This is a genomic window from Streptomyces sp. NPDC107581 (genome assembly GCF_055657175.1).
Genome location: NZ_JBVKBH010000001.1, coordinates 475346 through 496999 on the forward strand (window position 1 = coordinate 475346; position 21654 = coordinate 496999).

Genomic DNA, 21654 nt, shown 5'->3' on the forward strand with positions numbered 1-21654 from the left:
CGCACGGCGTTTTCCACAGATGCGGCGGACCCCCTTGTCCCGACCGATCGTTCGGTTACTCTAGCTCTGACTGCCTGTTCCCGCCTCTGTTTCCGCCCAGGTCGAACTCGACGAAGAGTTCTCCAGACGAGGAGTTGGTCCCGCATGGCCGCCCAACTGACCCCCCACGAGCTGATCGCGAAGCACCGGCCCACGCTCGACCAGGCACTGGAGGCGATCCGCACCCGCGCGTACTGGTCGCCCCACCCCGAGCACCCCAAGGCCTACGGCGAGCACGGCAGCCTGGACGCGGCGGCGGGCAAGGCCGCCTTCGACGCCCTGCTCGGCACCCGCATCGACCTCGGCCAGCCCGGCACGGACGACTGGGTCGGCGGCGAGGTCTCGCCCTACGGCATCGAGCTGGGCGTGACCTACCCGCATGCGGACATCGACGTGCTGCTGCCCGCGATGAAGGCGGGTCAGCGCGCCTGGCGCGACGCGGGTGCGGAGGCCCGCGCGGTGGTCTGCGTGGAGATCCTCAAGCGGATCAGCGACCGGACGCACGAGTTCGCACACGCGGTCATGCACACCAGCGGCCAGGCCTTCATGATGGCGTTCCAGGCGGGCGGCCCGCACGCCCAGGACCGCGGCCTGGAAGCGGTGGCCTACGCGTACGCGGAGCAGGTCCGCACGCCCGAGACGGCGGAGTGGACCAAGCCCCAGGGCAAGCGCGACCCGCTGGCGCTGACCAAGCAGTTCACTCCGGTCCCGCGCGGCATCGGCCTGGTCATCGGCTGCAACACCTTCCCGACCTGGAACGGCTTCCCGGGCCTGTTCGCCTCGCTGGCGACCGGCAATGCGGTCCTGGTCAAGCCGCACCCGCGCGCGGTGCTCCCGCTCGCCCTCACCGTCCAGGTCGCCCGGGACGTGCTCGCCGAGGCCGGCTTCGATCCGAACCTGGTCGCGCTCGCCGCCGAGCGCCCCGCGGAGGGCATCGCCAAGACCCTCGCCACCCGCCCCGAGATCCGGATCATCGACTACACCGGCTCGACGTCCTTCGGCGACTGGCTGGAGGCCAACGCCCGCCAGGCCCAGGTCTACACGGAGAAGGCCGGCGTCAACACGGTCGTCGTGGAGTCGACCGACAACTACAAGGGCATGCTCTCCAACCTGGCCTTCTCGCTGTCCCTGTACAGCGGCCAGATGTGCACCACCCCGCAGAACCTGGTCATCCCGCGCGACGGCATCCGCACCGACGAGGGCCCCAGGACCTTCGACGAGGTCGTCTCCGACCTCGCCCGCGCGGTCGACGGCCTGCTCGGCGACGACGCCCGGGCGAACGCCCTGCTCGGCGCGATCGTCAACCCGGACGTCAAGGCCCGCCTGGAGGCGGCCGCCGGCCTCGGCGAGGTCGCCCTGGCCTCGCGGGAGATCAGCAACCCCGAGTTCCCGGGCGCGGTCGTCCGCACGCCCGTGATCGTCAAGCTGGACGGCGCCAAGCCGGACGACGAGGCCGCCTACATGAGCGAGTGCTTCGGCCCCGTCTCCTTCGCCGTCGCGGTCGACTCGGTCACCGACGCGGTGGAGCTGCTGCGCCGCACGGTCCGTGAGAAGGGCGCGATGACCGTCGGCGCGTACACCAGCGACGCCGAGGTCGAGCAGGCCGTCGCGGAGGTCTGCCTGGAGGAGGCCGCCCAGCTGTCGCTCAACCTGACCGGCGGGGTGTACGTGAACCAGACGGCCGCCTTCTCCGACTTCCACGGCTCGGGCGGCAACCCGGCGGCGAACGCGGCCCTGACGGACGGCGCGTTCGTGGCCAACCGCTTCCGGGTGGTGGAGGTCCGCCGGGAGGCGTGACGTCCCGCCCGCTACGGCCGGACGGCCGGCGGCACGGCCGCCGGCCGCCGGTGGCGGGGCCCGCCCACGCGGCGGATCCGCACACCGGCACAGCCACGCCCGCCTAAGGGGTGCGCCGCGCCCCCTCGGTCGCGCTCCAGTGGTAGAGCGTCATGGCCACGCTCGTGGCCAGGTTGTAGCTGGAGACCTGGGGGCGCATCGGCAGGCGCAGCAGGTGGTCGGCCCGCGCGCGCAGCTGCGGCGACAGGCCGCTGCGCTCCGAGCCGAACGCCAGCACGGCGTCGTCGGGCAGCTTCGTGGCCCGGATGTCCTCACCCTCGGGGTCGAGGGCGAACAGCGGCCCGGCGGGCAGCTCCTCGGCCTCCAGCCGTTCCACGGCGGTCGCGAAGTGCAGCCCCGCCCCGCCGCGCACCACGGTGGGATGCCAGGGGTCGAGCGTGCCCGTGGTGACCACTCCGGTCGCCCCGAACCCGGCGGCCAGCCGGATCACGGCTCCGGCGTTGCCGAGGTTGCGCGGGTTGTCGAGGACCACGACGGGCGCGGTGCGCGGGGTGTGGGCGAGCGCCCGCAGACTGGCCTCGCGCGACGGCCGTACGGCCAGGGCGGCCACCCCCGTCGGGTGGGTGCGTGGCACGAGCGAGGCGTACGTCTGCTCGGGCACCTCCGCCAGGAGCGTGTCCAGCGCGTCCTTGACGTCCCCGGCCAGTTCGGCGGCGAGGGCGAGCGCCGCCCGCCGGTCGGTGGTGACCGCCACCGGGACCTCGGCGCCGAAGCGCAGGGCGTGCTTGAGAGCGTGGAAGCCGTCGAGCAGCACGGCACTCCCGGCACACGCGCGCCAGCGGGTCACGGGGTCGCTCATGCAGTGAACCCTACGCGGCCGGGCCGGGCCTCCTCCGCAGAGCGCGGCGACGGCAGCGTACGGTCGCCGTCTCCGTCGCCGCGCCGCAACAGCCGGCCCCGCGCGCGTGCCGCCCACCCGCCGAGCAGCAGCAGGAACGACGTGGGCAGGAAGACCGCGTCCGCGGTGATCATCGCGAGCGAGAAGAACGGCAGCCCGAGGACGACCGCGATCACGGCGTGCTCGGTCATCATCAGCACCAGCAGGACGTTCTTGACCCGCCGGTTGAACAGCGTGAACGGGAAGGCGACCTGCACGATGACCGTCCCGTAGGTCACGATCATCATGATCGTGCCGCTGGAGGACATCAGATCGGCCAGGCCCGGCCAGGGCGAGAAGTAGTCCAGGTGGAGCGGGTAGTAGACGGCGGTGCCGTCCTGCCAGCGCGAGCCCTGGATCTTGTACCAGCCGGCCGTGGCGTAGATCAGACAGGCCTCCGCCATGATCACGAACATGGCGCCGTTGTGCAGGACGTTGGCGATCACGTCCAGCAGGATCCGCGGCTCCTGCGACCTCGCCCACCGCTGCACCGCCCCCCACAGGCCGAGCACGGCCCACGCCGTCCACAGCAGCGCGGGCACCAGCCAGCCGTTGTCGAACCGGCCCGCCAGCGTCACACCGCCGAGCACGAGGCCGAGCACCGCCCACAGCAGCGGACCGACCCGGTCCGCACGGACCCGCTCCCCACGCGCGCGTGCCGCTTCCCCACGGGCCGCCCGCCGCGCGTCGAGGGACCACACCTGAGCGCAGCGCGTGAACACCAGGTAGAAGGACATCAGGTGCAGGACGTTGTCGCCGCCGTCCCCCACGAAGACGCTGCGGTTCTGCAGCGACAGCACGCCCACCATGAACAGCACCGACGCGGTCCGGGTGCGCCAGCCCAGCAGCAGCGCCGCGCTGGAGAGGATCGCCAGCAGGTAGAAGACCTCGAACCAGGCCTGCCCGTCGGACCACATCAGGGCCGAGAAGGCGTGGTTGTCGGAGGTCAGCTGCTGGGCGAGGTCCCAGCTCCAGGGGCCGTCCGGGCCGTACAGCTCCCGGCGGTGGGGAAACTCGCGCAGCAGGAAGAGCAGCCAGGTCGCCGCGAAGCCTATGCGGATCACGGCGCTCTGGTACGGGCCGAGCGCCGACTCGGTGACGCGCGCGATGCCGCGCGAGAGGGTCAGGGAGAGACGGTTCACCGCACACCCCCCGTGGCCTCGTCGGCCGACACCGTCCACCAGGGCAGCACACGGTAGAAGGGCCTGTCGGAGATCTTCTCGCGGCTCCACTTGGGCGGCTGCACATTGGTGGTGCTGGAGCGGACCTGTACGCGCTGGATGACGCCCTCCCGGCTCGTGCCCTCCCGGTTCAGGCGCATCACGACGATCCGGCGCACGTACTGCTCGGAGAGCGCGCCGCGCATGCCCACGGGCCGGTTGTCGGGGCCGTGCGTGGCGACGAAGAAGTCCCAGGCGCGGCGCAGCTCGTTCTGCTGGGTGTGGCTGGGCAGCAGACTGCCGTCGATGGCGGCACCGTCCCGGGCGGAGAGGTCGTCCCAGCCGGTGGTGCGCGTGCTGCCGTCCTTCATCCGCACTTCGGCGCGCACCTGGACGGCGATGTTCTGCTGCAGCGGGTTCGGCGCGAACAGCTTCCAGTTCTGCTCGAACTCGGGGTACACCCACTCCTCGATCGCCTTGCCGTGCTGCTTGGTCACCGTGTTCGCCGGCGCGAGGCTGAGGAACACCATCCCCAGGTGGACACAGGCGGTGACGGCGACCACCGCGAGCGCTATGGCCGCGCCGAGCTGGTAGCGGGGGGAGAGGGCGGCGACGCCGGTGCGCGGCGACGCCGGGAGGGGCAGGGAATCGGGCGGCGGAGAGCCGGCCGGGCCGCCGGAGGTCTTGCGGGCGAGGGCGCCGCCGGGCCCGCCGGCGCCCTCGCGGGCAGGAGGACCGTCGGGATCGCCCGATCCCTCTCCCTCTCGCGCACGAGAGGCGTCAGGATCGCCGGAGCCGACCCCGGAAGGGAGACGGTCAGGATCTCCGGAGCTGTCCCGGGAAAGGAGACCGTCAGGATCGCCGGAACCGTCCCGGGAAAGGGGACCGTCAGGATCGCCGGAGCCGACCCGGGCGGAAGGACCGTCGGAATCGCCGGAATCGCCGGAGCCGTCCTGGGAAAGGAGACCGTCAGGATCGCCTGACCCGTCTCGGGCAGGGGGACCGTGGTCCCCCGGATCCTGCGGGCGACGCGCCCCGGTCGACCCGTCAGGCCCGCGCTGGGCCTGCGAGTCCTCGTCGTACGCGTCCATTCCGCCCCGTCCCCCGCTTCCGCTCCGTCGTCCGGCCGCCGTCACAGGCGCCTCGCTCTTCCCGAGCGCCACTCCTCGGCACTCGCACGGAACGGTACTCAGCCCCGGCCGCTCGGCGCAGCCCCGGGTACGGCCCGGATCAGTGGCCCTCACCACGCCACACCGCTCGCCCACGGTTTTCCACAGGCTCACCGCCGGGTTTTCCACAGCGGTTGACACCCGAAGCGCCCCAGCACACCATTGATGACGCACGGACCGAACGATCGGTCGGGACCGTGCTCAAGGAGAGCCCGAGGTCAGGGGGACCGCATGGCCACAGCAGCCGCGCACCGCACGGCAGGCACGAAGCCGGACGGCGCACCGCAGACCGCCGCCGACACGGCGGCGTACCAGCGCGCCTTCGACACGGCCGTGGCCGCCGACGAGCGCATCGAACCGCGCGACTGGATGCCCGACGCCTACCGCGCGACGCTGGTCCGGCAGATCGCCCAGCACGCGCACTCCGAAATCATCGGCATGCAGCCCGAGGCCAACTGGATCACCCGCGCACCCAGCCTGCGCCGCAAAGCGATCCTCATGGCCAAGGTCCAGGACGAGGCCGGCCACGGCCTCTACCTGTACAGCGCGGCCGAAACCCTCGGCACCGGCCGGGACGAACTGCTCGACAAGCTCCACAGCGGCCGTCAGAAGTACTCCTCGATCTTCAACTACCCGACGCTGACCTGGGCCGACGTCGGCGCCATCGGCTGGCTGGTGGACGGCGCCGCGATCATCAACCAGGTCCCCCTGTGCCGCTGCTCCTACGGCCCCTACGCACGCGCGATGGTGCGCGTCTGCAAGGAGGAGTCCTTCCACCAGCGCCAGGGCTACGAACTGCTGCTGGCCCTCAGCAAGGGCACCCCGGAGCAGCACGCGATGGCCCAGGACGCGGTGAACCGCTGGTGGTGGCCCTCGCTGATGATGTTCGGCCCGCCCGACGACGAGTCCCAGCACTCCGCGCAGTCGATGGAGTGGAAGATCAAGCGCCACTCGAACGACGAGCTGCGCCAGCGCTTCGTCGACATCTGCGTCCCGCAGGCCGAGTCCCTCGGCCTGACCCTCCCCGACCCGGACCTGCGGTGGAACAAAGAACGGGGACACCACGACTTCGGCGCCATCGACTGGACGGAGTTCTGGGAGGTCCTCAAGGGCAACGGCCCGTGCAACGAACAACGGATCACCCAGCGCAGGCGCGCACACGACGAAGGCGCATGGGTACGGGAGGCGGCCGCGGCATACGCGGTCAAGCACACCGGCACCACCGGTGGGACGGGAGAGACGCGAGCATGACGAACACCGACTGGCCCCTGTGGGAGGTCTTCGTACGCTCCCGCCGCGGCCTCTCCCACACCCATGCCGGCAGCCTGCACGCACCGGACGCGGAGCTGGCCCTGCGCAACGCCCGTGACCTGTACACCCGGCGCGGCGAAGGCGTCTCGATCTGGGTCGTCCCGGCCGCCTCGATCACCGCCTCCTCACCGGACGAGAAGGACCCCTTCTTCGAGCCGGCCGCCGACAAGCCCTACCGGCACCCGACCTTCTACGAGATCCCGGAAGGGGTGAAGCACCTGTGACCGCGACCGTCCCCGCGACCGCCGCGCTCGCCCTCGGCGACGACGCCCTGGTGCTCTCCCACCGCCTGGGCGAGTGGGCCGGGCACGCTCCCGTCCTGGAGGAGGAGGTCGCCCTCGCCAACATCGCCCTCGACCTGCTCGGCCAGGCCCGTGTCCTGCTGTCGATGGCCGGTGACGAGGACGAACTGGCCTACCTGCGCGAGGAGCGGGACTTCCGCAACCTCCAGCTGGTCGAGCAGCCGAACGGCGACTTCGCCCACACCATCGCCCGCCAGCTGTACTTCTCCACCTACCAGCAGCTGCTCCACACCGCACTGGCCGCGGGCGAGGGCCCGTTCGCACCGCTGGCCGCGAAGGCCGTCAAGGAGATCGCCTACCACCGCGACCACGCCGAGCAGTGGACCCTGCGGCTCGGCGACGGAACCGAGCTCAGCCGGGAGCGGATGCAGCGGGCATGCGACGCGCTGTGGCGGTTCACCGGGGAGATGTTCCAGCCGGTGGAGGGCCTGGACGCCGACTGGGCAGGCATGGAGAGCCGCTGGCTGGAGTCCGTGACGGCCGTGCTCCTCCGGGCCGGCCTGAGCGTGCCCGAGGGCCCGCGTTCGGGCGCCTGGACGGCGGGCGCCGGCCGGCAGGGCCTGCACACCGAGCCGTTCGGACGGATGCTCGCCGAGATGCAGCACCTGCACCGCAGCCACCCGGGAGCGTCATGGTGACGGCCACCGCCCTGGAAGCGGAGCTGCTGGAACTGGCCGGCTCGGTGCCCGACCCCGAACTGCCCGTGCTCACGCTCCAGGAACTGGGGGTGCTGCGCGCGGTGCATGTCACCGACAGCGGCACGGTCGAGGTCGACCTGACCCCGACCTACACCGGCTGCCCCGCCGTCGAGGCGATGAGCACGGACATCGAACAGGTGCTGCACGCCCACGGCATGCGCGAGGTCACCGTCCGCACGGTGCTCAGCCCGGCCTGGTCGACCGACGACATCACCCCCGAAGGCCGCCGCAAGCTCCAGGAGTTCGGCATCGCTCCCCCGCGCATGCGCCACGACCCGGGCCCCGTGCCCCTGTCCCTGGGCGCGACCCGCACCCTCGCCGAGGACACCGACCCGGTCCGCTGCCCGAACTGCGGATCCGCCGACACCGAACTGCTGAGCCGGTTCTCCTCCACCGCGTGCAAGGCACTGCGCCGCTGTCTGTCCTGCCGTGAACCCTTCGACCACTTCAAGGAGTTGTGATGGCACGCTTCCACCCGCTCCCCGTGGCCGCGGTCGACCGGCTCACCGACGACTCCGTCGCCCTCACCTTCACCGTCCCGCCCGATCTGCGCGAGGAGTACCGGCACGCACCGGGCCAGCACCTCGCCCTGCGGCGGCAGGCGGACGGCGCCGAGATACGGCGGACCTACTCGATCTGCTCCCCGGCCCCCGACCCGGCCGGCGAAGGCCCGGGCACGCTGCGGGTCGGAGTGCGGCTGGTCGAGGGCGGTGCCTTCTCCACCTACGCGCTCAAGGAGGTCGGCGTCGGTGACGAACTGGACGTGATGACCCCGGCCGGACGCTTCACCCTCGAACCGGCGCCCGGTCTCTACGCGGCGATCGTCGGCGGCAGCGGCATCACCCCGGTGCTCTCGATCGTCTCCACGCTGCTGGCTCGTGAGCCCGCGGCCCGGTTCTGCCTGATACGCAGCGACCGTACGGCCGCCTCGACGATGTTCCTGGAGGAGGTCGCCGACCTGAAGGACCGCTACCCGCAGCGGTTCCAGCTGGTGACCGTGCTCTCCCGCGAGGAGCAGCAGGCGGGCCTGCCGTCCGGGCGGCTCGACCGGGAGCGGCTCGCGGGGCTGCTGCCCGCGCTGCTGCCGGTGGACCAGGTCGCGGGATGGTTCCTGTGCGGGCCGCTTGGGCTGGTCGAGGGCGCGGAGAAGGCCCTGCGCGAGCTGGGCACCAGCCGGACCCGTATCCACCAGGAGATCTTCCACGTGGACGGAGGCGTGGCTGCCGCGGCCACGGTCCGGTCGCCCGCGCACAGCACCGTCACCGCCCGGCTCGACGGGCGCGGCGGCAGCTGGCCGGTGCAGGACGGCGAGTCCTTGCTGGAGACGGTGCTGCGCAACCGGCCCGACGCGCCCTACGCCTGCAAGGGCGGGGTGTGCGGCACCTGCCGGGCCTTCCTGGTCTCGGGCGAGGTCCGCATGGACCGCAACTTCGCGCTGGAGGCGGAGGAGACGGAGGCCGGCTATGTCCTGGCCTGCCAGTCGCACCCGCTGACCGAGACGGTGGAGCTGGACTTCGACCGCTGAGGCGTGCCTCGACGATGGGTGGGGTGGGGCTGGGGGGAGGGGAGGGAGGGGGAGGGGGACCCTCAGAAGCGATCTCGAGAAGCAACCTCGAACACGCCGCCCCTCCCTCCCCGTTCCCTTCTCCTAGAACCTGTTCTATCTTGACGCCCCGTCAGACGAACCGTCGGACGAGCGGACTCGCCGGGAGGACAGGCCGTGGACTTCACCTTCACCGAGGAGCAGCTGGCGGCGGCCGAAGCGGCACGGGGGGTGTTCGCCGGGGTGGCACCGGACGCGGTGCCGAGCCCGGCCCTCACCACCGGCGCCGTTGCCGAGGGCTTCGACCGGGAGCTGTGGTCCCGGCTGGCCGGGGCCGACCTGGTCGGCCTGCTGCTGGACGAGGAGTACGGCGGGGCAGGTCTCGACGCCATCGCGCTGTGCCTGGTGCTGCGCGAGTCCGCCAAGGTGCTCGCCCGGGTGCCGCTGCTGGAGCACAGCGCGGCCGCGATGGCCGTACAGGCCTACGGCGGCAAGGAACTGCGCGGGCGGCTCCTGGCCGGGGCGGGGCGGGGCGAGCCGGTGCTGACCGTCGCCGCGCACGGCCGGACCGGTCACGACCCGGCCGGCCTGGCCGTCACCGCACGGCGGGACGGGCAGGCGTGGGTGCTGGACGGGGTGCAGACGGCGGTGCCGTGGGCGTACGACGCGGACCTCGTCCTCGTCCCCGCGCACACCGGCGCCGACCGGACCGTGCTCGCGCTGGTGCCGCGGGGGCAGGAGGGGCTGGTGCTCACCGAGCAGATCTCCACCAGCGGGGAGCGGCTGGCCGAGCTGCGCCTGCGGTCGGCGCGGATCGCGGCGGGCGATGTCATCGAGGCGCAGGGTGCCTGGGAGTGGCTGCATGCGCTGCTGGCCACCGGCACCTGCGCGCTGGCGCTCGGCCTGGGCGAGCGGGTGCTGAAGATGACCGGCGAGTACACCGGCAAGCGGGAGCAGTTCGGGCACCCGATCGCGACCTTCCAGGCGGTCGCCGTCCAGGCCGCCGACCGGTACATCGACCTGCGTGCCATGGAGGCCACCCTCTGGCAGGCGGCCTGGCGGATCGCCTCGGGCGCACCGGGGGCGCTGCCCGCCGCGGGAGACGTCGCCGTGGCGAAGATCTGGGCCGCGGAGGGGGTGCGCCGGGTGGTGCAGACGGCTCAGCATCTGCACGGCGGGTTCGGCGCGGACACCGATTACCCGCTGCACCGGTATCACGCCTGGGCCAAGCACCTGGAGCTGGCGCTCGGCCCGGCGGCGGCGTACGAGGAGACGCTCGGCGACCTGCTGGCGGCCCACCCGCTCAGCTGACCGGGCTTCCGCTGCCCGGGCTTCCGCTCAGCCGAGCGTGCTCCGGCGGCGGGGCTGCGCGTGCTGGGGTCCGTCGGCTCTAGACGACGGCGCCCGGTGCCCCGGCGGCGGTGACCACCGGTCGGCCCGCGGCTTCCCAGTGCTGCATGCCGCCGGCCACGTTCGCGGCGTCGATGCCCTGCTGGACCAGGTACATCGTGACCTGGGCCGAGCGGCCGCCGGAGCGGCAGATGACGTTGACCCGGCCGTCCTGCGGGGCGGCCTCGGTCAGCTCGCCGTACCGGGCCACGAACTCGCTCATGGGAATGTGCAGCGCCGCTGCGACGTGGCCTGCCTCCCACTCTTCGTCCTCGCGGACGTCCAGCAGGAAGTCGCCGTCCTTGAGGTCCGCGACCTCGACCGTGGGCACACCAGATCCGAAATGCATGTCTTCGACGCTACCGGAAGGGCGGCGTGGTTCACCCCTCCCCCAGCAGGCCCGCCAGCTCGGTCTCCCGCTGCTGGATGTCGGCGCGCAGCCGGTCGGCGATCTCGCCGAGCAGGGCGTCGGGGTCGTCCGGGGCCAGGCGCAGCATGCCGGCGATGGCGCCCTCCTCCAGTTCGCGGGCGACGAGTGTGAGCAGCTCCTTGCGCTGGGCGAGCCATTCGAGGCGGGCGTACAGCTCCTCGGCGGGGCTCGGGCGCCGCTCCGGCGGCACCGGGCCCGCCGCCCATTCCCCGGCCAGCTCTCTGAGCAGCGTCTCGTCGCCGCGGGCGTAGGCGGCGTTGACCCGGGTGATGAACTCCTCGCGGCGTCGGCGCTCCTCTTCCTCCTGTGCGAGGTCGGGGTGTGCCTTGCGGGCCAGCTCGCGGTAGAGCTTGCGGGCCTCCTCGCTGGGCCGTACCCGCTCGGGGGGCCGTACCGCCTGGTCGGTGAGCATCGAGGCGGCCTCCGGGAACAGGCCGTCCCCGTCCATCCAGCCGTGCAGCAGTTCCTCGACGCCGGGCATCGGCAGCACGCGGGCGCGGGCCTCCTCGGCGCGGCGGAGGTCCTCGGGGTCGCCGGTGCGGGCGGCCCGCGCCTCGGCGATCTGCGCGTCCAGCTCCTCGATGCGGGAGTAGAGCGGGCCGAGTTTCTGCTCGTGGAGCCGGGAGAAGTTCTCGACCTCGACGCGGAACGTCTCCACGGCGATCTCGTACTCGATCAGCGCCTGCTCGGCGGCCCGTACGGCCTGTTCCAGCCGTTCCTCGGGCCGCGGTGCCTGGGACTGCTCAGCTTCCGGGGTCGTCACGGGACCAGCGTAGGCCACGGCCGGAACCCGACGCCCGGGGCGGCACGGCTCGCGCCCGGGACGGCAGGGCTCATGCCCAGGACGGCGGGGATCATGCCCGGGCAGCTCGGCTCGCCCCCGGGATGACGCGCCCCGCCCCGGCGGTGCGGGTCAGTCGGCCGGGCGGGCGTCCGGGCAGTTGGCGGGTATCCACTCGGCCTCCAGGTCCCGGCAGGCGACCACGAGGGTGCCGGGCCGGCAGGCCAGCTCATGGGTGCAGCCGCCGGGGTGCGGAAGGATCTCGTCGAGGATCACGTCGCCGAGGGAGGCCGGGTCGCAGACGTCCAGGACGTCCGACTGGAAACGGGAGACGCCCGAGTAGCGGACGAGGAGGTCCTCGTCGTGCTTGAAGCAGTTGTGACGGAAGCGGATCTCGAGGTCCCCGTCGCCGGTGCGGCGTACCTGGGCGGGCTGGAGGTCCTTCACGCACCGCTTGCCGCCGAAGTCGTAATGTCCGGGGTCGGTGGCGAACGCGCGGGCGCCCGGCGGCAGTTCGGCCGCGATTCCGGGAAGCTCGGCGAGGTAGGGCCGGGGGTCCATGAATCCCGGTTCCTCGCCCTCGCCGCCGGTCAGTTCGACGTACTTCACTTCACCACCGCCTCTGCCCTCGCCCTTCCGGCTTCCGCCGTCACACCCCCGTCTCCGCCGCGATCCGGCCCGACCGCACCGCCGCCACCAGCTGTGCGTGGTCCGCCTCGGTGCGGTCGGCGTAGGCGACGGCGAAGCCGGCTATCGCCTCGTCCAGTTCCTCGTTCTTGCCGCAGTAGCCGGCGATCAGGCGGGGGTCCGCGCTGTGCGCGTGGGCGCGTGCCAGCAGAGCGCCGGTCATCCGGCCGTAGTCGTCGATCTGGTCGGCGGTGAGGGCGGCCGGGTCCACGCTGCCCTTGCGGTTGCGGAACTGGCGCACCTGGAACGGCCGCCCGTCGACCGTAGTCCAGCCGAGCAGGATGTCGCTGACCACCTGCATCCGCTTCTGCCCGAGGACCACCCGGCGTCCCTCGTGCTCCACCGGGGACGCCTCGAACCCGGCCGTGGCCAGGTGCGGGACCAGTACCGAGGGGCGGGCCTCCTTGACCTGGAGCACCAGCGGCTGCCCGCGGTGGTCGAGGAGGAGCACCACGTAGGACCGCGTGCCCACGCTGCCGGTGCCGACCACCCGGAAGGCCACGTCGTGGACCGCGTGCCGGGCCAGCAGGGGCAGCCGGTCCTCGGAGAGCGTCGCAGCGTACGACTCCAGGGCGGCGGCCACGGCCGTCGCCTCCGCGTCCGGGACCCGCTGCAGCACGGGTGGTGCGTCGACGAAGCGCCGGCCGCCGTCGGCCACCTCTTCGGTCGCCTTCGCGGCGAACCGGCCGCTGGTGTTGGACCGTGCCTTCTGCGAGACCCGCTCCAGCGTGCCGAGCAGGTCATGGGCGTCGGTGTGGGAGACCAGTTCCTCGTCCGCGATGGCGTTCCAGGCGTCCAGCACGGGGAGCTTGGCCAGCAGCCGCATGGTGCGCCGGTAGGCGCCGGCCGCGTCCTGGGCGGCCTTGCGGCAGGTGTCCTCGTCGGCGCCCGCCTCCCGCCCGGCCAGCACCAGCGAGGCCGCGAGCCGCTTCAGGTCCCACTCCCAGGGGCCGTGCACCGTCTCGTCGAAGTCGTTGAGGTCGATGACCAGGCCGCCGCGGGCGTCGCCGTAGAGGCCGAAGTTGGCCGCGTGGGCGTCGCCGCACAGCTGGGTGCCGATCCTGGTCGTGGGGGTACGCGCCAGGTCGTACGCCATGAGTCCGGCCGAACCGCGCAGGAAGGCGAAGGGGGTGGCTGCCATCCGGCCCACCCGTATCGGTGTCAGCTCGGGTATGCGGCCCGCGTTGGAGTCCTCCACCGCGCTGATCGCGTCCGGGCGGGATCCGTCCAGGTCGAGGGTGCTGTGCACACTGCGCGGCACGCTCGTCCTGAGCGCCTTGCCCTCCTCCTTGGGCGAGCCCGGCGGCGGCCAGTGGGCGAATCCGCGCACCCGGGGCAGCCGGCCCACCGCCGCCCGCTCCGCCTCGTCCACACCAGCCTCGGTCACCGCGACCGCCTCCCCCGAACACCCGCTCGCACGAAGATCGACTCGAACATCAACTCGTGCAGACCGTACAGCCAGCGGCCGAAACGCGTCAGATCCTGTGGACAACTCGGCACTTGTGGAAAACTCCGGACCGCATGACGGCGGCGTGCCACGACCACGGCCTCACGCGCCCCGCCTCACGCGCCCCGCCCTCACGCGCCCCGCCTCACATTCACCGCCCCCACACTCACCCCCTCCCCACGCACCCCGCCTCACGCCACCACTTGTCCCCCCACCCCCCACCTCGCCCCTCCGCCTCACGCCCGCAGAAAGGCCAGCACTGCCAGCACGCGTCGGTGCGTGTCCTCGGCGGGCGGCAGGTCGAGTTTGGTGAGGATGTTCCCGATGTGTTTGCCGACGGCCGCCTCGGAGACCACCAGATCGCGGGCGATCGCCGCGTTCGACCTGCCCTCGGCGACCAGCGCCAGCACCTTCCGCTCGCGCGGGGTGAGCCGTTCCAGCGGGTCGCGGCGGCGGCGCAGCAACTGCCGTACGACCTCGGGGTCGACGACCGTGCCCCCGGACGCGACCTCGTCCAGTGCGGCCATGAACTCCTCGACCTGGCCGACCCGGTCCTTGAGGAGGTAGCCGACGCCGGTGCCGTCGCCGGAGTCCAGCAGATCGGAGGCGTAGGCCCGCTGGACGTACTGGCTGAGGACCAGCACGGGCAGCGTGGGCCGGCGGGTGCGCAGCCGGACGGCGGCGTGCAGTCCCTCGTCCTGGAAGCCGGGCGGCATGCGGACGTCCGTGACGACGACGTCCGGGCCTTCTGGACCGGTCTGCTCGTCGCGTTGTGCGGAGTGCTGGCGGCGTCCTGGCGGGCGGGCCGCACCGGCCCGCTCCAGGCGCTGAGTGAAGCCGACGTGGACGCCCGTGCGACGACGTGGGGCCGGCGGTTCGCCGGTACGGCGCTGTTGCTGACGGCCGCCGTCACCCTCGCGACGACGCTGGTCGGTGACCCGGGCGAGCTGCTGCACCGCAAGTCGTACGTGAGCCGCCCGATGCTGCTGACCGGTGCGGTCGCGCTGCTCGCCCCGGCTCTGGTGCGGCCCTTGGTGCGTGCGCTGGTCCGGCTGCCCGGCGCCATGGGTCTGCTGGTCCGGGAGAGTGCGTCCGGCGCCGTGCGGCGCACCACGGCGGTCGCCGCTCCGGTGCTGGTCACGGTCGCCCTCGCGGCCGCGCTGCCCGGCAGCACGGTGATGCTGGAGGCGGCGAGGACCGCTGAGACGCGGGCGCGGACGACGGCCGCGTTCGTTGTCACCCCTGCGTCCGGGGCGGGCTTCGACGCGGCGGCCCTGCGCCGGCTGCGCGCGGTACCGGGCGCAGAGGTGTCGCCGACCGCGTCGGACGAGGTGTTCGCGGTGGAGGACGGCGTGGCCCTGATCAGGTCCGAGGCCCGGGCCGCCGATCCGGCCGCGCTCGCCGCCACCGCCCGCCTGCCGCTCACCGCCGGAAGGATCACCGCGCTGGACGACGACTCGATCATCGTCAACGAGGAGTGGCAGCGGCACACCGTGGGCGAGCACGTCACCGTGCGACTCGGCGACGGCACCCGGCGCAGCCTGCGGATCGCCGCGGTCATGGCCACGGGAACCGGTGACAACGGCGTCTACGTCACCCCGCGCAACGCACCGGGCGCCCCCGTGGACCGGGTCGATGTCACCGTCGCGGAGGGCGCGGAGCGGGCCGTCGTGGCGGCCGGACTGCGCGCGGCCGTACGCGGCGTGCACGCACGCGTGCTGACCGGGGATCAGTGGATCAGGGCGAGTCACCCGGCGGACGACCGCACCACCCGGCTCGGGCTCCTCCTGGTGCTGGGCATCGCTCTTCTCTACACGGGCATCTGTGTGGCCAACACCATGGTGATGGCGAACGCGGACCGGCTGCGCGACCTGGCCGCCCTGCGGCTGGCCGGTGCGACCGGGGGGCAGTTGCTGCGGCTGGTGGCCCTCGAAGCGCTGACGGTCGTGGCGGCCGGCACCGTACTGGGTCTCCTCGCCGCCGCGCTGCATCTGGCGGGGCTCGCCGCCGCACTGCACCTGCTGTCGGCGCCGGTCACCGTCCGCGTCCCCGGGCCTGTGATCGGCGGCACGGTGGCGGTGTGCGCACTGCTCGCCGTGGTCGCGGCCACGGTCCCGGCCGCCCTCGCGCTGCGCCGTCGCACCCCCAGACCTCGAAGGATGGACCGCAAAGGGCAGACCTCGAAGGACACATCTCGAAGGGCAGACCTCGAAAGGTAGAACTTGAAGGGCAGAGAAGGGCGGACCTCTAAGGTCAGGGGCCGTAGATGTCGGTGACGGCGCGCCACTGCGGGACGGGAGAAGGGCCCGTGAGGAATCGGATCATCCGGACGACATGGTCGCTGTCTCCCTGGCAAGGGAGTGCGACACCAGGATGACGTCCTTGGCGGCGTTCAGTCGGGTCGGTCCCGCCGCGCTCTTCTCCGTCAGTTCGGCGCGGGCGCCGCGCCGTCGAGGACGAGGTCGACGATCCGCCGGCTCGCCCGTTCCGGATCGAGCCGGTCGGGGCTGCCCGATGCCATGCGGGCGAGGAGCGGGGAGACGAGGAGGTCGGAGATCAGGTCGGGGTCGACGTCGGAGCGGATCTCTCCTCGTTCCACTCCGCGCCGCAGGACACGGTTCATGGCTTCCCGGCGGGGAGCGACGATCTCCTCGAAGTAACGGCTGTGCAGCCGGGGGAAGGTTGCGGCCTCGGCGTTGAGGGCGCGCAGCATGCTGCTGGCCCGTTGGTCGGCGACGCGCTCGGCCAGGGCCTGCAGCAGGACCACGAGGTCGCCGCGGGTGTCGGCGTCGACCGGCGAGGGCCGCGGTTCGTTGATCGTCTCCAGTACGTCGAGGTAGAGCTCGTCCTTGTTCTTCCAGCGCCGGTAGACGCTGTTGCGTGAGACCCCGGCCTGCTTGGCGATGGTCACCAGCGACAGGCCGGTGAGGGTGGCGCCAGCGGCGACCATGTCGAGGACCGCGTCGATGATGGCCGAATCGGTGCCAGGGTCACGCTGCCGGCCGCCGCGACGGCTGGGGAGTTCCGTGCTCACGCCGGTAACGATACAACCCTGTTGCGTTTGGGTGCCGCTCCGAGGCAATAATGGAACAGACCTGTTCTGTTTCCTTTGGGGGTTTCCCATGTCCTCCCTGCCCGGTCCCCTCGGCGTTCCATCCACCCGAGCCGACAGTAAGGCCGCAACGACCACTGCCGCTACGGCCGTTGCCGCCACGACCGCTGCCGCTACGGCCGTCGTTGCCGCTACGACTATTGCTACTCCTGCGGTTGCTGCCGCTACGGCCGCTGCCGCTGCTCCTCCTGCCGCTGCCGCCCCTGCCGCTGCCGCCGCCGTTGCCGCTTCACCGCCACCCGCCCACGTCCACGTCCCCGTCCTGATCGTGGGCGGCAGCATCGTGGGGGCTTCGGCCGCCCTGTTCCTCGCGGCCCGGGGCATCACCCCCGTCCTGGTCGAGAAGCACTCCGCGGTCTCGACCAGGCTGCGCGCCAAGCTGTTCTATCCGCGCACGATGGAGGCATACCGCTCGGTCGGGGCCGACCAGGACGTCTACGCCGTCCAGCACCGGCTCCCGCCGGCCGACCACGCCGCGGTGGTCGCCTCGCTCAGCGGCCCGGAGCTACGGCGCTGGCGGCTGCCGGCCGCGGAGGACTTCAGCAGCGTCTCGCCCTGCCCCAGCGCCCTCGTCAAACAGGCCGACCTGGAGGAGGTCGTCCGCGCGCACGCCCGTGCCGCCGGCGCCGACCTGCGCCTCGGTCACCGCCTCGTCGGACTGCGCCGTCACGACGACCACGTCGTGGCCCGGATCCGCGGCGTCGACGGCGCCGACTACACCGTGTCCGCCGACCACCTGCTGGCCGCGGACGGAAACGGCAGCCCTGTCCGCGAGCACCTGGGCATAGGCCGCAGCGGCACCGAGGCGGTCGCACAGGTCATGGAGATCGGCTTCGAAGCCGACCTGCGCCGGGTGCTCGACGGCCGACGGCTCGCCCTGGCCTTCACCGGCCCGCCCGAGCGGGCGTTCCTGAGCTGGAACACGGCGCAGGACCGCGGGACGGTGTCGGTGACCTACGACCCCGCGACCGAGGATCCGGCCGCGTTCGACGTCCAGCGCCGCCGCGGCATCGTCTCGCGCGCGCTCGGGCTGCCGCCGTCGCACTTCGCGCTCACCGGACATCGGCCCTGGCAGATGAGCGGCTGGCTGGCCGATTCCTACCGCGCCGGCCGCGTCTTCCTGCTCGGCGACGCGGTCCACGTCACCCCGCCGACCGGCGGATTCGGCGCCAACACCGGCATCCAGGACGCGTGGAACCTCACCGCCAAACTGGTCTCGGTCCTCCGCGGCCACGCCGACCCGCGGCTGCTGGAGGACTACGAACCCGAGCGCCGCGCGGTGGGCCGGATCACCGTGGAGCAGGCGCTGATGCGCGCCCGCGACCGCGTCCGGGTCCCCATCGAGGACCGCCCGCTGCTCAGCGAGGCGGCAGTGGCCATCGGCTACCGGTACCCCATGCCCGGCGACGACCCGGCCGCCGGACTGCCGGCCGCCGACGAACCGGACCGCTGGCGCGGCGAGCCCGGCACCCGGCTGCCGCACCTTCCGCTCCCCGGCGGGAACGGGCCCCGCTCCACGCTCGACCTGGTCCGCGACGGCCGCTACCTGGTTCTCGCCGGCCCCGAAGGACACCCCTGGACCCGAGCCGCCCGCGAGCTGGATCCGCAGGGCGCCTTCCTCGACACGGCGCTCCTGCCCGGCCGGATCGCCGCCGCACCGGCACGGCCCGCCGACACCTGCGGCATCGGCGACCACGGCGCCCTGCTGGTCCGCCCCGACCACGTGATCGCCTGGCGTACCGCCGACGCCGCCCCGAACGCCCTCACGGTCCTCACCGCCGCCATGCGTCGGGCGTCGGGAGCCGACCGCCCCGCAGCACACTGAGGGCGGCTACGGCCGACCGCCATGACCACGCGGCGAAGCAGGCGTGAGGCATCGGGCCGTCTCAGCATGAGGCCTCCGGCCGGTCTCAGGGCGAGACGTCCGGCCGCCCCGGCGCGAGACCTCCGGCCGTCTCAGGGCAAGGCATCCGGCCGTTCCAGCGCGAGGAATCCGGCCGTCCCAGTCCGAAGCCTCCGGCCGTCCCGGCGCAAGGCATCCGGCCGTCCCAGCGCGAGACCTCCAGCCGTCCCGGCGCAAGGCATCCGGCCGTCCCAGCGCGAGACCTCCAGCCGTCTCAGGGTGAGGCAGGGGTCAGCGGTTGGCGTCTGCCCGCCACTCGGCCGCGGAGCTGGGGGGCAGCAGGTCTGCGGAGGCCGGGCGGTCGGCGTCGAGGACCTCCGTGGCGATCCGGACGAAGTCCCAGACGTCGACCGCAGGGTCCGCCGGATCGAGCAGCATGCCCAGCTCGTCCCAGCTCAGCCGCGTGCCACCGGAGACGGCGAAGCGGAGGCGGGCGAGCGCGTCCGGCACGGTGGCCGGCTCCACCCGCTTGAGCGCCGCCTCCAGGTCGAAGTCGCTCGCCGGGAACCGGGCCTCCAGCCGGGCCACTTCCGCATGGGCCCGCCGGGTGGCCGCCTCCGTGTCGGCCGTCCGCACCTCGGTGAGCAGCGCGCGGCGTTCGGGCCGGTCGAGGAAGATGCCGGCCTCGCGGACGATGTCGGCCGGCTCGTCGGCGACGTGCACAAAGTTGATGATCTTGTTGGGCGGGTCGAGCACGGTCCGCAGGTGCTCGGGGCCGCGGGCCTCGGGGTCGGCCGAGCCCTTGAGGTCGGCCAGCCGGACCGAGCCGGGCACGGCCGGGTCGTGCCGGTCGTCGCGCACGATGAGCAGGAGCGAGTCGGTGACGCTGTGCATGAGCGTCATGAGCGCGAGCCGGTCGGTGGTGTAGACGTGCCAGTTGTAGCGCCACAGCTCGCGCATCGAGTGCCGGTTGTGCCGGATGGGCGCGCTGGCGAGGATGCTGAAGCCCTGGTCGGCGAGGTAGCGCAGGGTCCGCCCGGCACGGCGGGCGGCCATGCCGTCGCACTTGAAGCTCAGCAGGCCGAGGGGGGCGAGTGCGTCGGCCGCGGCCCGGGCGCGGTCGGCTCCGGCCGCCGGGTTGGCGTCCGGGGTGCCTGCCGGGGCGGTGCCCGCCGGAACGGTGCCTGCCGGGGCGGTGCCCGCCGGTACGGTGCCTGCCGGGGCGGTGCCCGCCGGGGCATCCGGCGCGCCGGGGGTGCCGAGGATGTCGAGGGCGTCGGACCAGCACTCGCGGAAGTAGAGGTCCTCGGCGAACAGTTCGGTCTTGGTGGCCGACACGGTCAGCGAGCGCCACAGCTCCGCGTCCGGCATCCGGCTGTCGCGGGCAACAGGTGCGCTGGTCATACGGTCTCCCTCCGCCGGCTCTGACCGCCGGCGCTCAAGTGCGGCTGCGGGGCGGACGCCCAGGACCGGGGATCGGGGTTGGTCAGCATCTTGGGCTGCCCGGGCTCGTCGTACACGATGACGTAGGTGCCCAGCACGGCCAGGTCCCAGCGCTCGGGGCGGGCACCGCAGGCGGTGAGATCCGCGAGGAACGGCCGCCACTCGACGCGCTCGCCCCGCACCATCCGTTCCAGCCGGTGCCGCGCGGCGTCGGCGGCCGGCCCGGGGGTGGCCGCCTCGACCGCCCGGGTCACCCGGTCCAGTGCATCGGCACGGTCCAGGGACCGGCTGGGGGAGGCGAAGCGTTCCCGGGCACGGTCCAAGGTGTCCGCGTCCTCGGTGGAGAGGCGGCCGTCGGCCAGGCTGCCGAGCAGCGCACGGCGGGTGGTGGCGTCGAAGAGCAGGCCGAGTTCGCGCAGCAGGTCCGCCGGTTCGTCGGCGACGTGGACGTAGCTGAGGACGCGGTTCGGCTGGCCGAGCAGGGCGCGCAGGGTGCCGGGCTTCTGCGCCTCCAGGGTGGCGGAGCCCTTGAGCGTGGACAGCCGCACGGTGCCGGGCAGCGGGTGCCCGGGCTCGCTGCTCAACAGCAGGAACAGGGCGGGACCGGCGCCGAGCAGCAGCTCGTTGACGGCCAGCCGGTCGAGGGTGGCCGAGGTGAGCTGGTAGCGCCACAACTCCCGCCAGTGGAAGGGCTGGAAGGGGAACTCCCGGGCGGCGGTCACGGTGAAGCCGTGCTCGCCGAGGTAGTCGAGGACGGCGTGCAGCCGGCCCGCGGCCAGGCCGTCCGGCTTGACCATCAGCAGGGCGCTGTCGCGCAGGGCGGCGGGCAGCTGTCCGGCCAGGACCTCCTCCGCGTCGCTCAGACCCTCGCGGAAGTAGGTCTCGCGGGCGTACAGATCCCTTTTCGTCTGGCTGCGGGTCAGTGCCGACCAGTCGAGCGTTGCCATGAGGCCTTCCCCCGTGCCGGTTCCGTTTTCTGGCATCGGCTGGATGCTAGCAGGTCCGTAATTCGGGACGGGATCACGTGAGACGGGATTTGGGAATTCACCGAGGCCGGGTCCCCAGCTGAGACAGATACCGCACAACAAGCGTCCCGCGATCCCGACAGAAGGGGTATTTACGGTTCAATTCGGACAGGTTTAGAGGGCCTCCAGGGCGGTTCGGTAAAGAAAAACCGCAGGCCTCCGCATTCTATGGCGCCCAGCACACCCTTGACGGCCTCGGCCGGCATCCGGCTAATCTCCGGACTGCGGGAAATTCCTCCCGTCTAAACCGATAAGGAGGGTGGTCGACATGCGTGAAGCTGTTTCCACCGCTGTGCAGAGCAGCAACTTCAACCTGAAGAATGAGGTTGTTGAGCTCATTCCTTCCGGTGTTGCCGCCGGGCGCGCCGTCCTCGGCATCCGCGAGCTGGAGGCCTTCCGTGCCGCCGGTTCCTTCGTGCCGGCCTCGAAGCACGGCCTCGAGGTCATCACCGGCGCGAGCTGCGAGACCGGCGCCCAGTAGTGCACGGCCGGGTGGGCCCGCCCTTTCGGGCGGCGCCCACCCGGCGTCTTTCCCGGGCAC

Annotated in this window: 21 protein-coding genes and 1 pseudogene; 11 read left to right on the forward strand and 11 right to left on the reverse strand. The window is 72.7% G+C overall.

The genetic code is table 11. The features are described from left to right. Nucleotides 1–144 precede the first annotated feature (144 nt). Nucleotides 145–1836, forward strand: a complete 1692-nt coding sequence (gene paaN, locus ACZ7P3_RS02155) for a phenylacetic acid degradation protein PaaN (RefSeq protein ID WP_472078449.1) — start codon at nt 145–147, stop codon at nt 1834–1836. Nucleotides 1837–1939: 103 nt separating this feature from the next. Here paaN and ACZ7P3_RS02160 read toward each other — a convergent pair whose 3' ends face one another. The 3 genes from ACZ7P3_RS02160 to ACZ7P3_RS02170 are packed head-to-tail and all read right to left on the reverse strand — an operon-like array spanning nt 1940 to nt 4463. Then, entirely contained in the window at nt 1940–2695 is a 756-nt protein-coding gene (locus ACZ7P3_RS02160) for a TrmH family RNA methyltransferase (RefSeq protein ID WP_472078450.1), read from the reverse strand. Next, nucleotides 2692–3915 (reverse strand): HTTM domain-containing protein, encoded by a 1224-nt coding sequence (locus tag ACZ7P3_RS02165; RefSeq protein WP_472078451.1) that lies wholly within the window; start codon nt 3913–3915, stop codon nt 2692–2694. Before ACZ7P3_RS02165 ends, ACZ7P3_RS02160 begins: the two co-directional genes overlap by 4 nt. After that, complete coding sequence (locus ACZ7P3_RS02170) at nt 3912–4463, reverse strand: DUF5819 family protein (RefSeq protein WP_472078452.1); 552 nt, start codon at nt 4461–4463, stop codon at nt 3912–3914. Before ACZ7P3_RS02170 ends, ACZ7P3_RS02165 begins: the two co-directional genes overlap by 4 nt. A 6-nt stretch (nt 4464–4469) precedes the next feature. On the opposite strand from ACZ7P3_RS02170, the gene ACZ7P3_RS02175 reads away from it, so the two are divergent. From ACZ7P3_RS02175 to ACZ7P3_RS02205, 7 genes are all read left to right on the forward strand, one after another. Next, complete coding sequence (locus ACZ7P3_RS02175; RefSeq protein ID WP_472078453.1) at nt 4470–4916, forward strand: hypothetical protein; 447 nt, start codon at nt 4470–4472, stop codon at nt 4914–4916. Nucleotides 4917–5333: 417 nt separating this feature from the next. After that, nucleotides 5334–6353 carry a 1,2-phenylacetyl-CoA epoxidase subunit PaaA gene (gene paaA, locus ACZ7P3_RS02180; RefSeq protein ID WP_472078454.1) on the forward strand — a complete coding sequence of 340 codons (1020 nt, stop codon included), beginning with the start codon at nt 5334–5336 and terminating at the stop codon, nt 6351–6353. Next, nucleotides 6350–6637: a 1,2-phenylacetyl-CoA epoxidase subunit PaaB gene (gene paaB / locus ACZ7P3_RS02185; protein ID WP_472078455.1), complete on the forward strand. Its 288-nt coding sequence runs from the start codon at nt 6350–6352 to the stop codon at nt 6635–6637. The genes paaA and paaB overlap by 4 nt, the downstream gene beginning before the upstream one ends. Then, nucleotides 6634–7353, forward strand: coding sequence for a 1,2-phenylacetyl-CoA epoxidase subunit PaaC (gene paaC / locus ACZ7P3_RS02190; protein ID WP_472078456.1), 720 nt, complete (start codon nt 6634–6636; stop codon nt 7351–7353). The genes paaB and paaC overlap by 4 nt, the downstream gene beginning before the upstream one ends. Next, on the forward strand, nt 7347–7874 hold the full coding sequence (gene paaD / locus ACZ7P3_RS02195) for a 1,2-phenylacetyl-CoA epoxidase subunit PaaD (protein WP_472078457.1): 528 nt from the start codon (nt 7347–7349) through the stop codon (nt 7872–7874). Before paaC ends, paaD begins: the two co-directional genes overlap by 7 nt. Next, nucleotides 7874–8938, forward strand: a complete 1065-nt coding sequence (locus tag ACZ7P3_RS02200) for a 2Fe-2S iron-sulfur cluster-binding protein (protein ID WP_472078458.1) — start codon at nt 7874–7876, stop codon at nt 8936–8938. The genes paaD and ACZ7P3_RS02200 overlap by 1 nt, the downstream gene beginning before the upstream one ends. Before the next feature lie 195 nt (nt 8939–9133). Continuing rightward, the gene (locus ACZ7P3_RS02205) at nt 9134–10267 is read left to right on the forward strand and encodes an acyl-CoA dehydrogenase family protein (RefSeq protein WP_472078459.1); all 1134 of its coding nucleotides are present in this window, start codon (nt 9134–9136) and stop codon (nt 10265–10267) included. Nucleotides 10268–10346: 79 nt separating this feature from the next. On the opposite strand, the gene ACZ7P3_RS02210 is transcribed toward ACZ7P3_RS02205, so the two are convergent. From ACZ7P3_RS02210 to ACZ7P3_RS02230, 5 genes are all read right to left on the reverse strand, one after another. Then, the gene (locus tag ACZ7P3_RS02210) at nt 10347–10676 is read right to left on the reverse strand and encodes a rhodanese-like domain-containing protein (RefSeq protein ID WP_472078807.1); all 330 of its coding nucleotides are present in this window, start codon (nt 10674–10676) and stop codon (nt 10347–10349) included. Nucleotides 10677–10725: 49 nt separating this feature from the next. Beyond that, nucleotides 10726–11538 (reverse strand): hypothetical protein, encoded by an 813-nt coding sequence (locus ACZ7P3_RS02215; protein ID WP_472078460.1) that lies wholly within the window; start codon nt 11536–11538, stop codon nt 10726–10728. A 150-nt stretch (nt 11539–11688) separates the two neighbouring features. Beyond that, complete coding sequence (locus tag ACZ7P3_RS02220) at nt 11689–12165, reverse strand: hypothetical protein (protein ID WP_472078461.1); 477 nt, start codon at nt 12163–12165, stop codon at nt 11689–11691. Between the two features lie 40 nt (nt 12166–12205). Continuing rightward, nucleotides 12206–13630, reverse strand: coding sequence for a DUF2252 domain-containing protein (locus ACZ7P3_RS02225; protein WP_472078462.1), 1425 nt, complete (start codon nt 13628–13630; stop codon nt 12206–12208). A 296-nt stretch (nt 13631–13926) separates the two neighbouring features. Continuing rightward, nucleotides 13927–14514 carry a LuxR C-terminal-related transcriptional regulator gene (locus ACZ7P3_RS02230; RefSeq protein ID WP_472078808.1) on the reverse strand — a complete coding sequence of 196 codons (588 nt, stop codon included), beginning with the start codon at nt 14512–14514 and terminating at the stop codon, nt 13927–13929. Here ACZ7P3_RS02230 and ACZ7P3_RS02235 point away from each other — a divergent pair. Beyond that, nucleotides 14434–15909: pseudogene (locus ACZ7P3_RS02235) on the forward strand (FtsX-like permease family protein); the annotation flags it as partial. The gene ACZ7P3_RS02230 and the pseudogene ACZ7P3_RS02235 sit on opposite strands and share 81 nt — an antisense overlap. 206 nt (nt 15910–16115) lie before the next feature. Here ACZ7P3_RS02235 and ACZ7P3_RS02240 read toward each other — a convergent pair. After that, nucleotides 16116–16724, reverse strand: coding sequence for a TetR/AcrR family transcriptional regulator (locus ACZ7P3_RS02240; protein WP_472078463.1), 609 nt, complete (start codon nt 16722–16724; stop codon nt 16116–16118). A 343-nt stretch (nt 16725–17067) separates the two neighbouring features. Between ACZ7P3_RS02240 and ACZ7P3_RS02245 the strand changes: the two genes are divergently transcribed. Continuing rightward, complete coding sequence (locus tag ACZ7P3_RS02245; RefSeq protein ID WP_472078809.1) at nt 17068–18627, forward strand: FAD-dependent monooxygenase; 1560 nt, start codon at nt 17068–17070, stop codon at nt 18625–18627. Nucleotides 18628–18936: 309 nt separating this feature from the next. On the opposite strand, the gene ACZ7P3_RS02250 is transcribed toward ACZ7P3_RS02245, so the two are convergent. Both ACZ7P3_RS02250 and ACZ7P3_RS02255 read right to left on the reverse strand, forming a co-directional pair. Continuing rightward, nucleotides 18937–20049 (reverse strand): hypothetical protein, encoded by a 1113-nt coding sequence (locus ACZ7P3_RS02250; RefSeq protein ID WP_472078464.1) that lies wholly within the window; start codon nt 20047–20049, stop codon nt 18937–18939. Continuing rightward, entirely contained in the window at nt 20046–21035 is a 990-nt protein-coding gene (locus ACZ7P3_RS02255) for a nucleoside-diphosphate kinase (protein ID WP_472078465.1), read from the reverse strand. Before ACZ7P3_RS02255 ends, ACZ7P3_RS02250 begins: the two co-directional genes overlap by 4 nt. Before the next feature lie 337 nt (nt 21036–21372). Here ACZ7P3_RS02255 and ACZ7P3_RS02260 point away from each other — a divergent pair, with 337 nt between their 5' ends. Continuing rightward, nucleotides 21373–21594 (forward strand): hypothetical protein, encoded by a 222-nt coding sequence (locus tag ACZ7P3_RS02260; RefSeq protein ID WP_472078466.1) that lies wholly within the window; start codon nt 21373–21375, stop codon nt 21592–21594. Nucleotides 21595–21654: the final 60 nt, after the last annotated feature.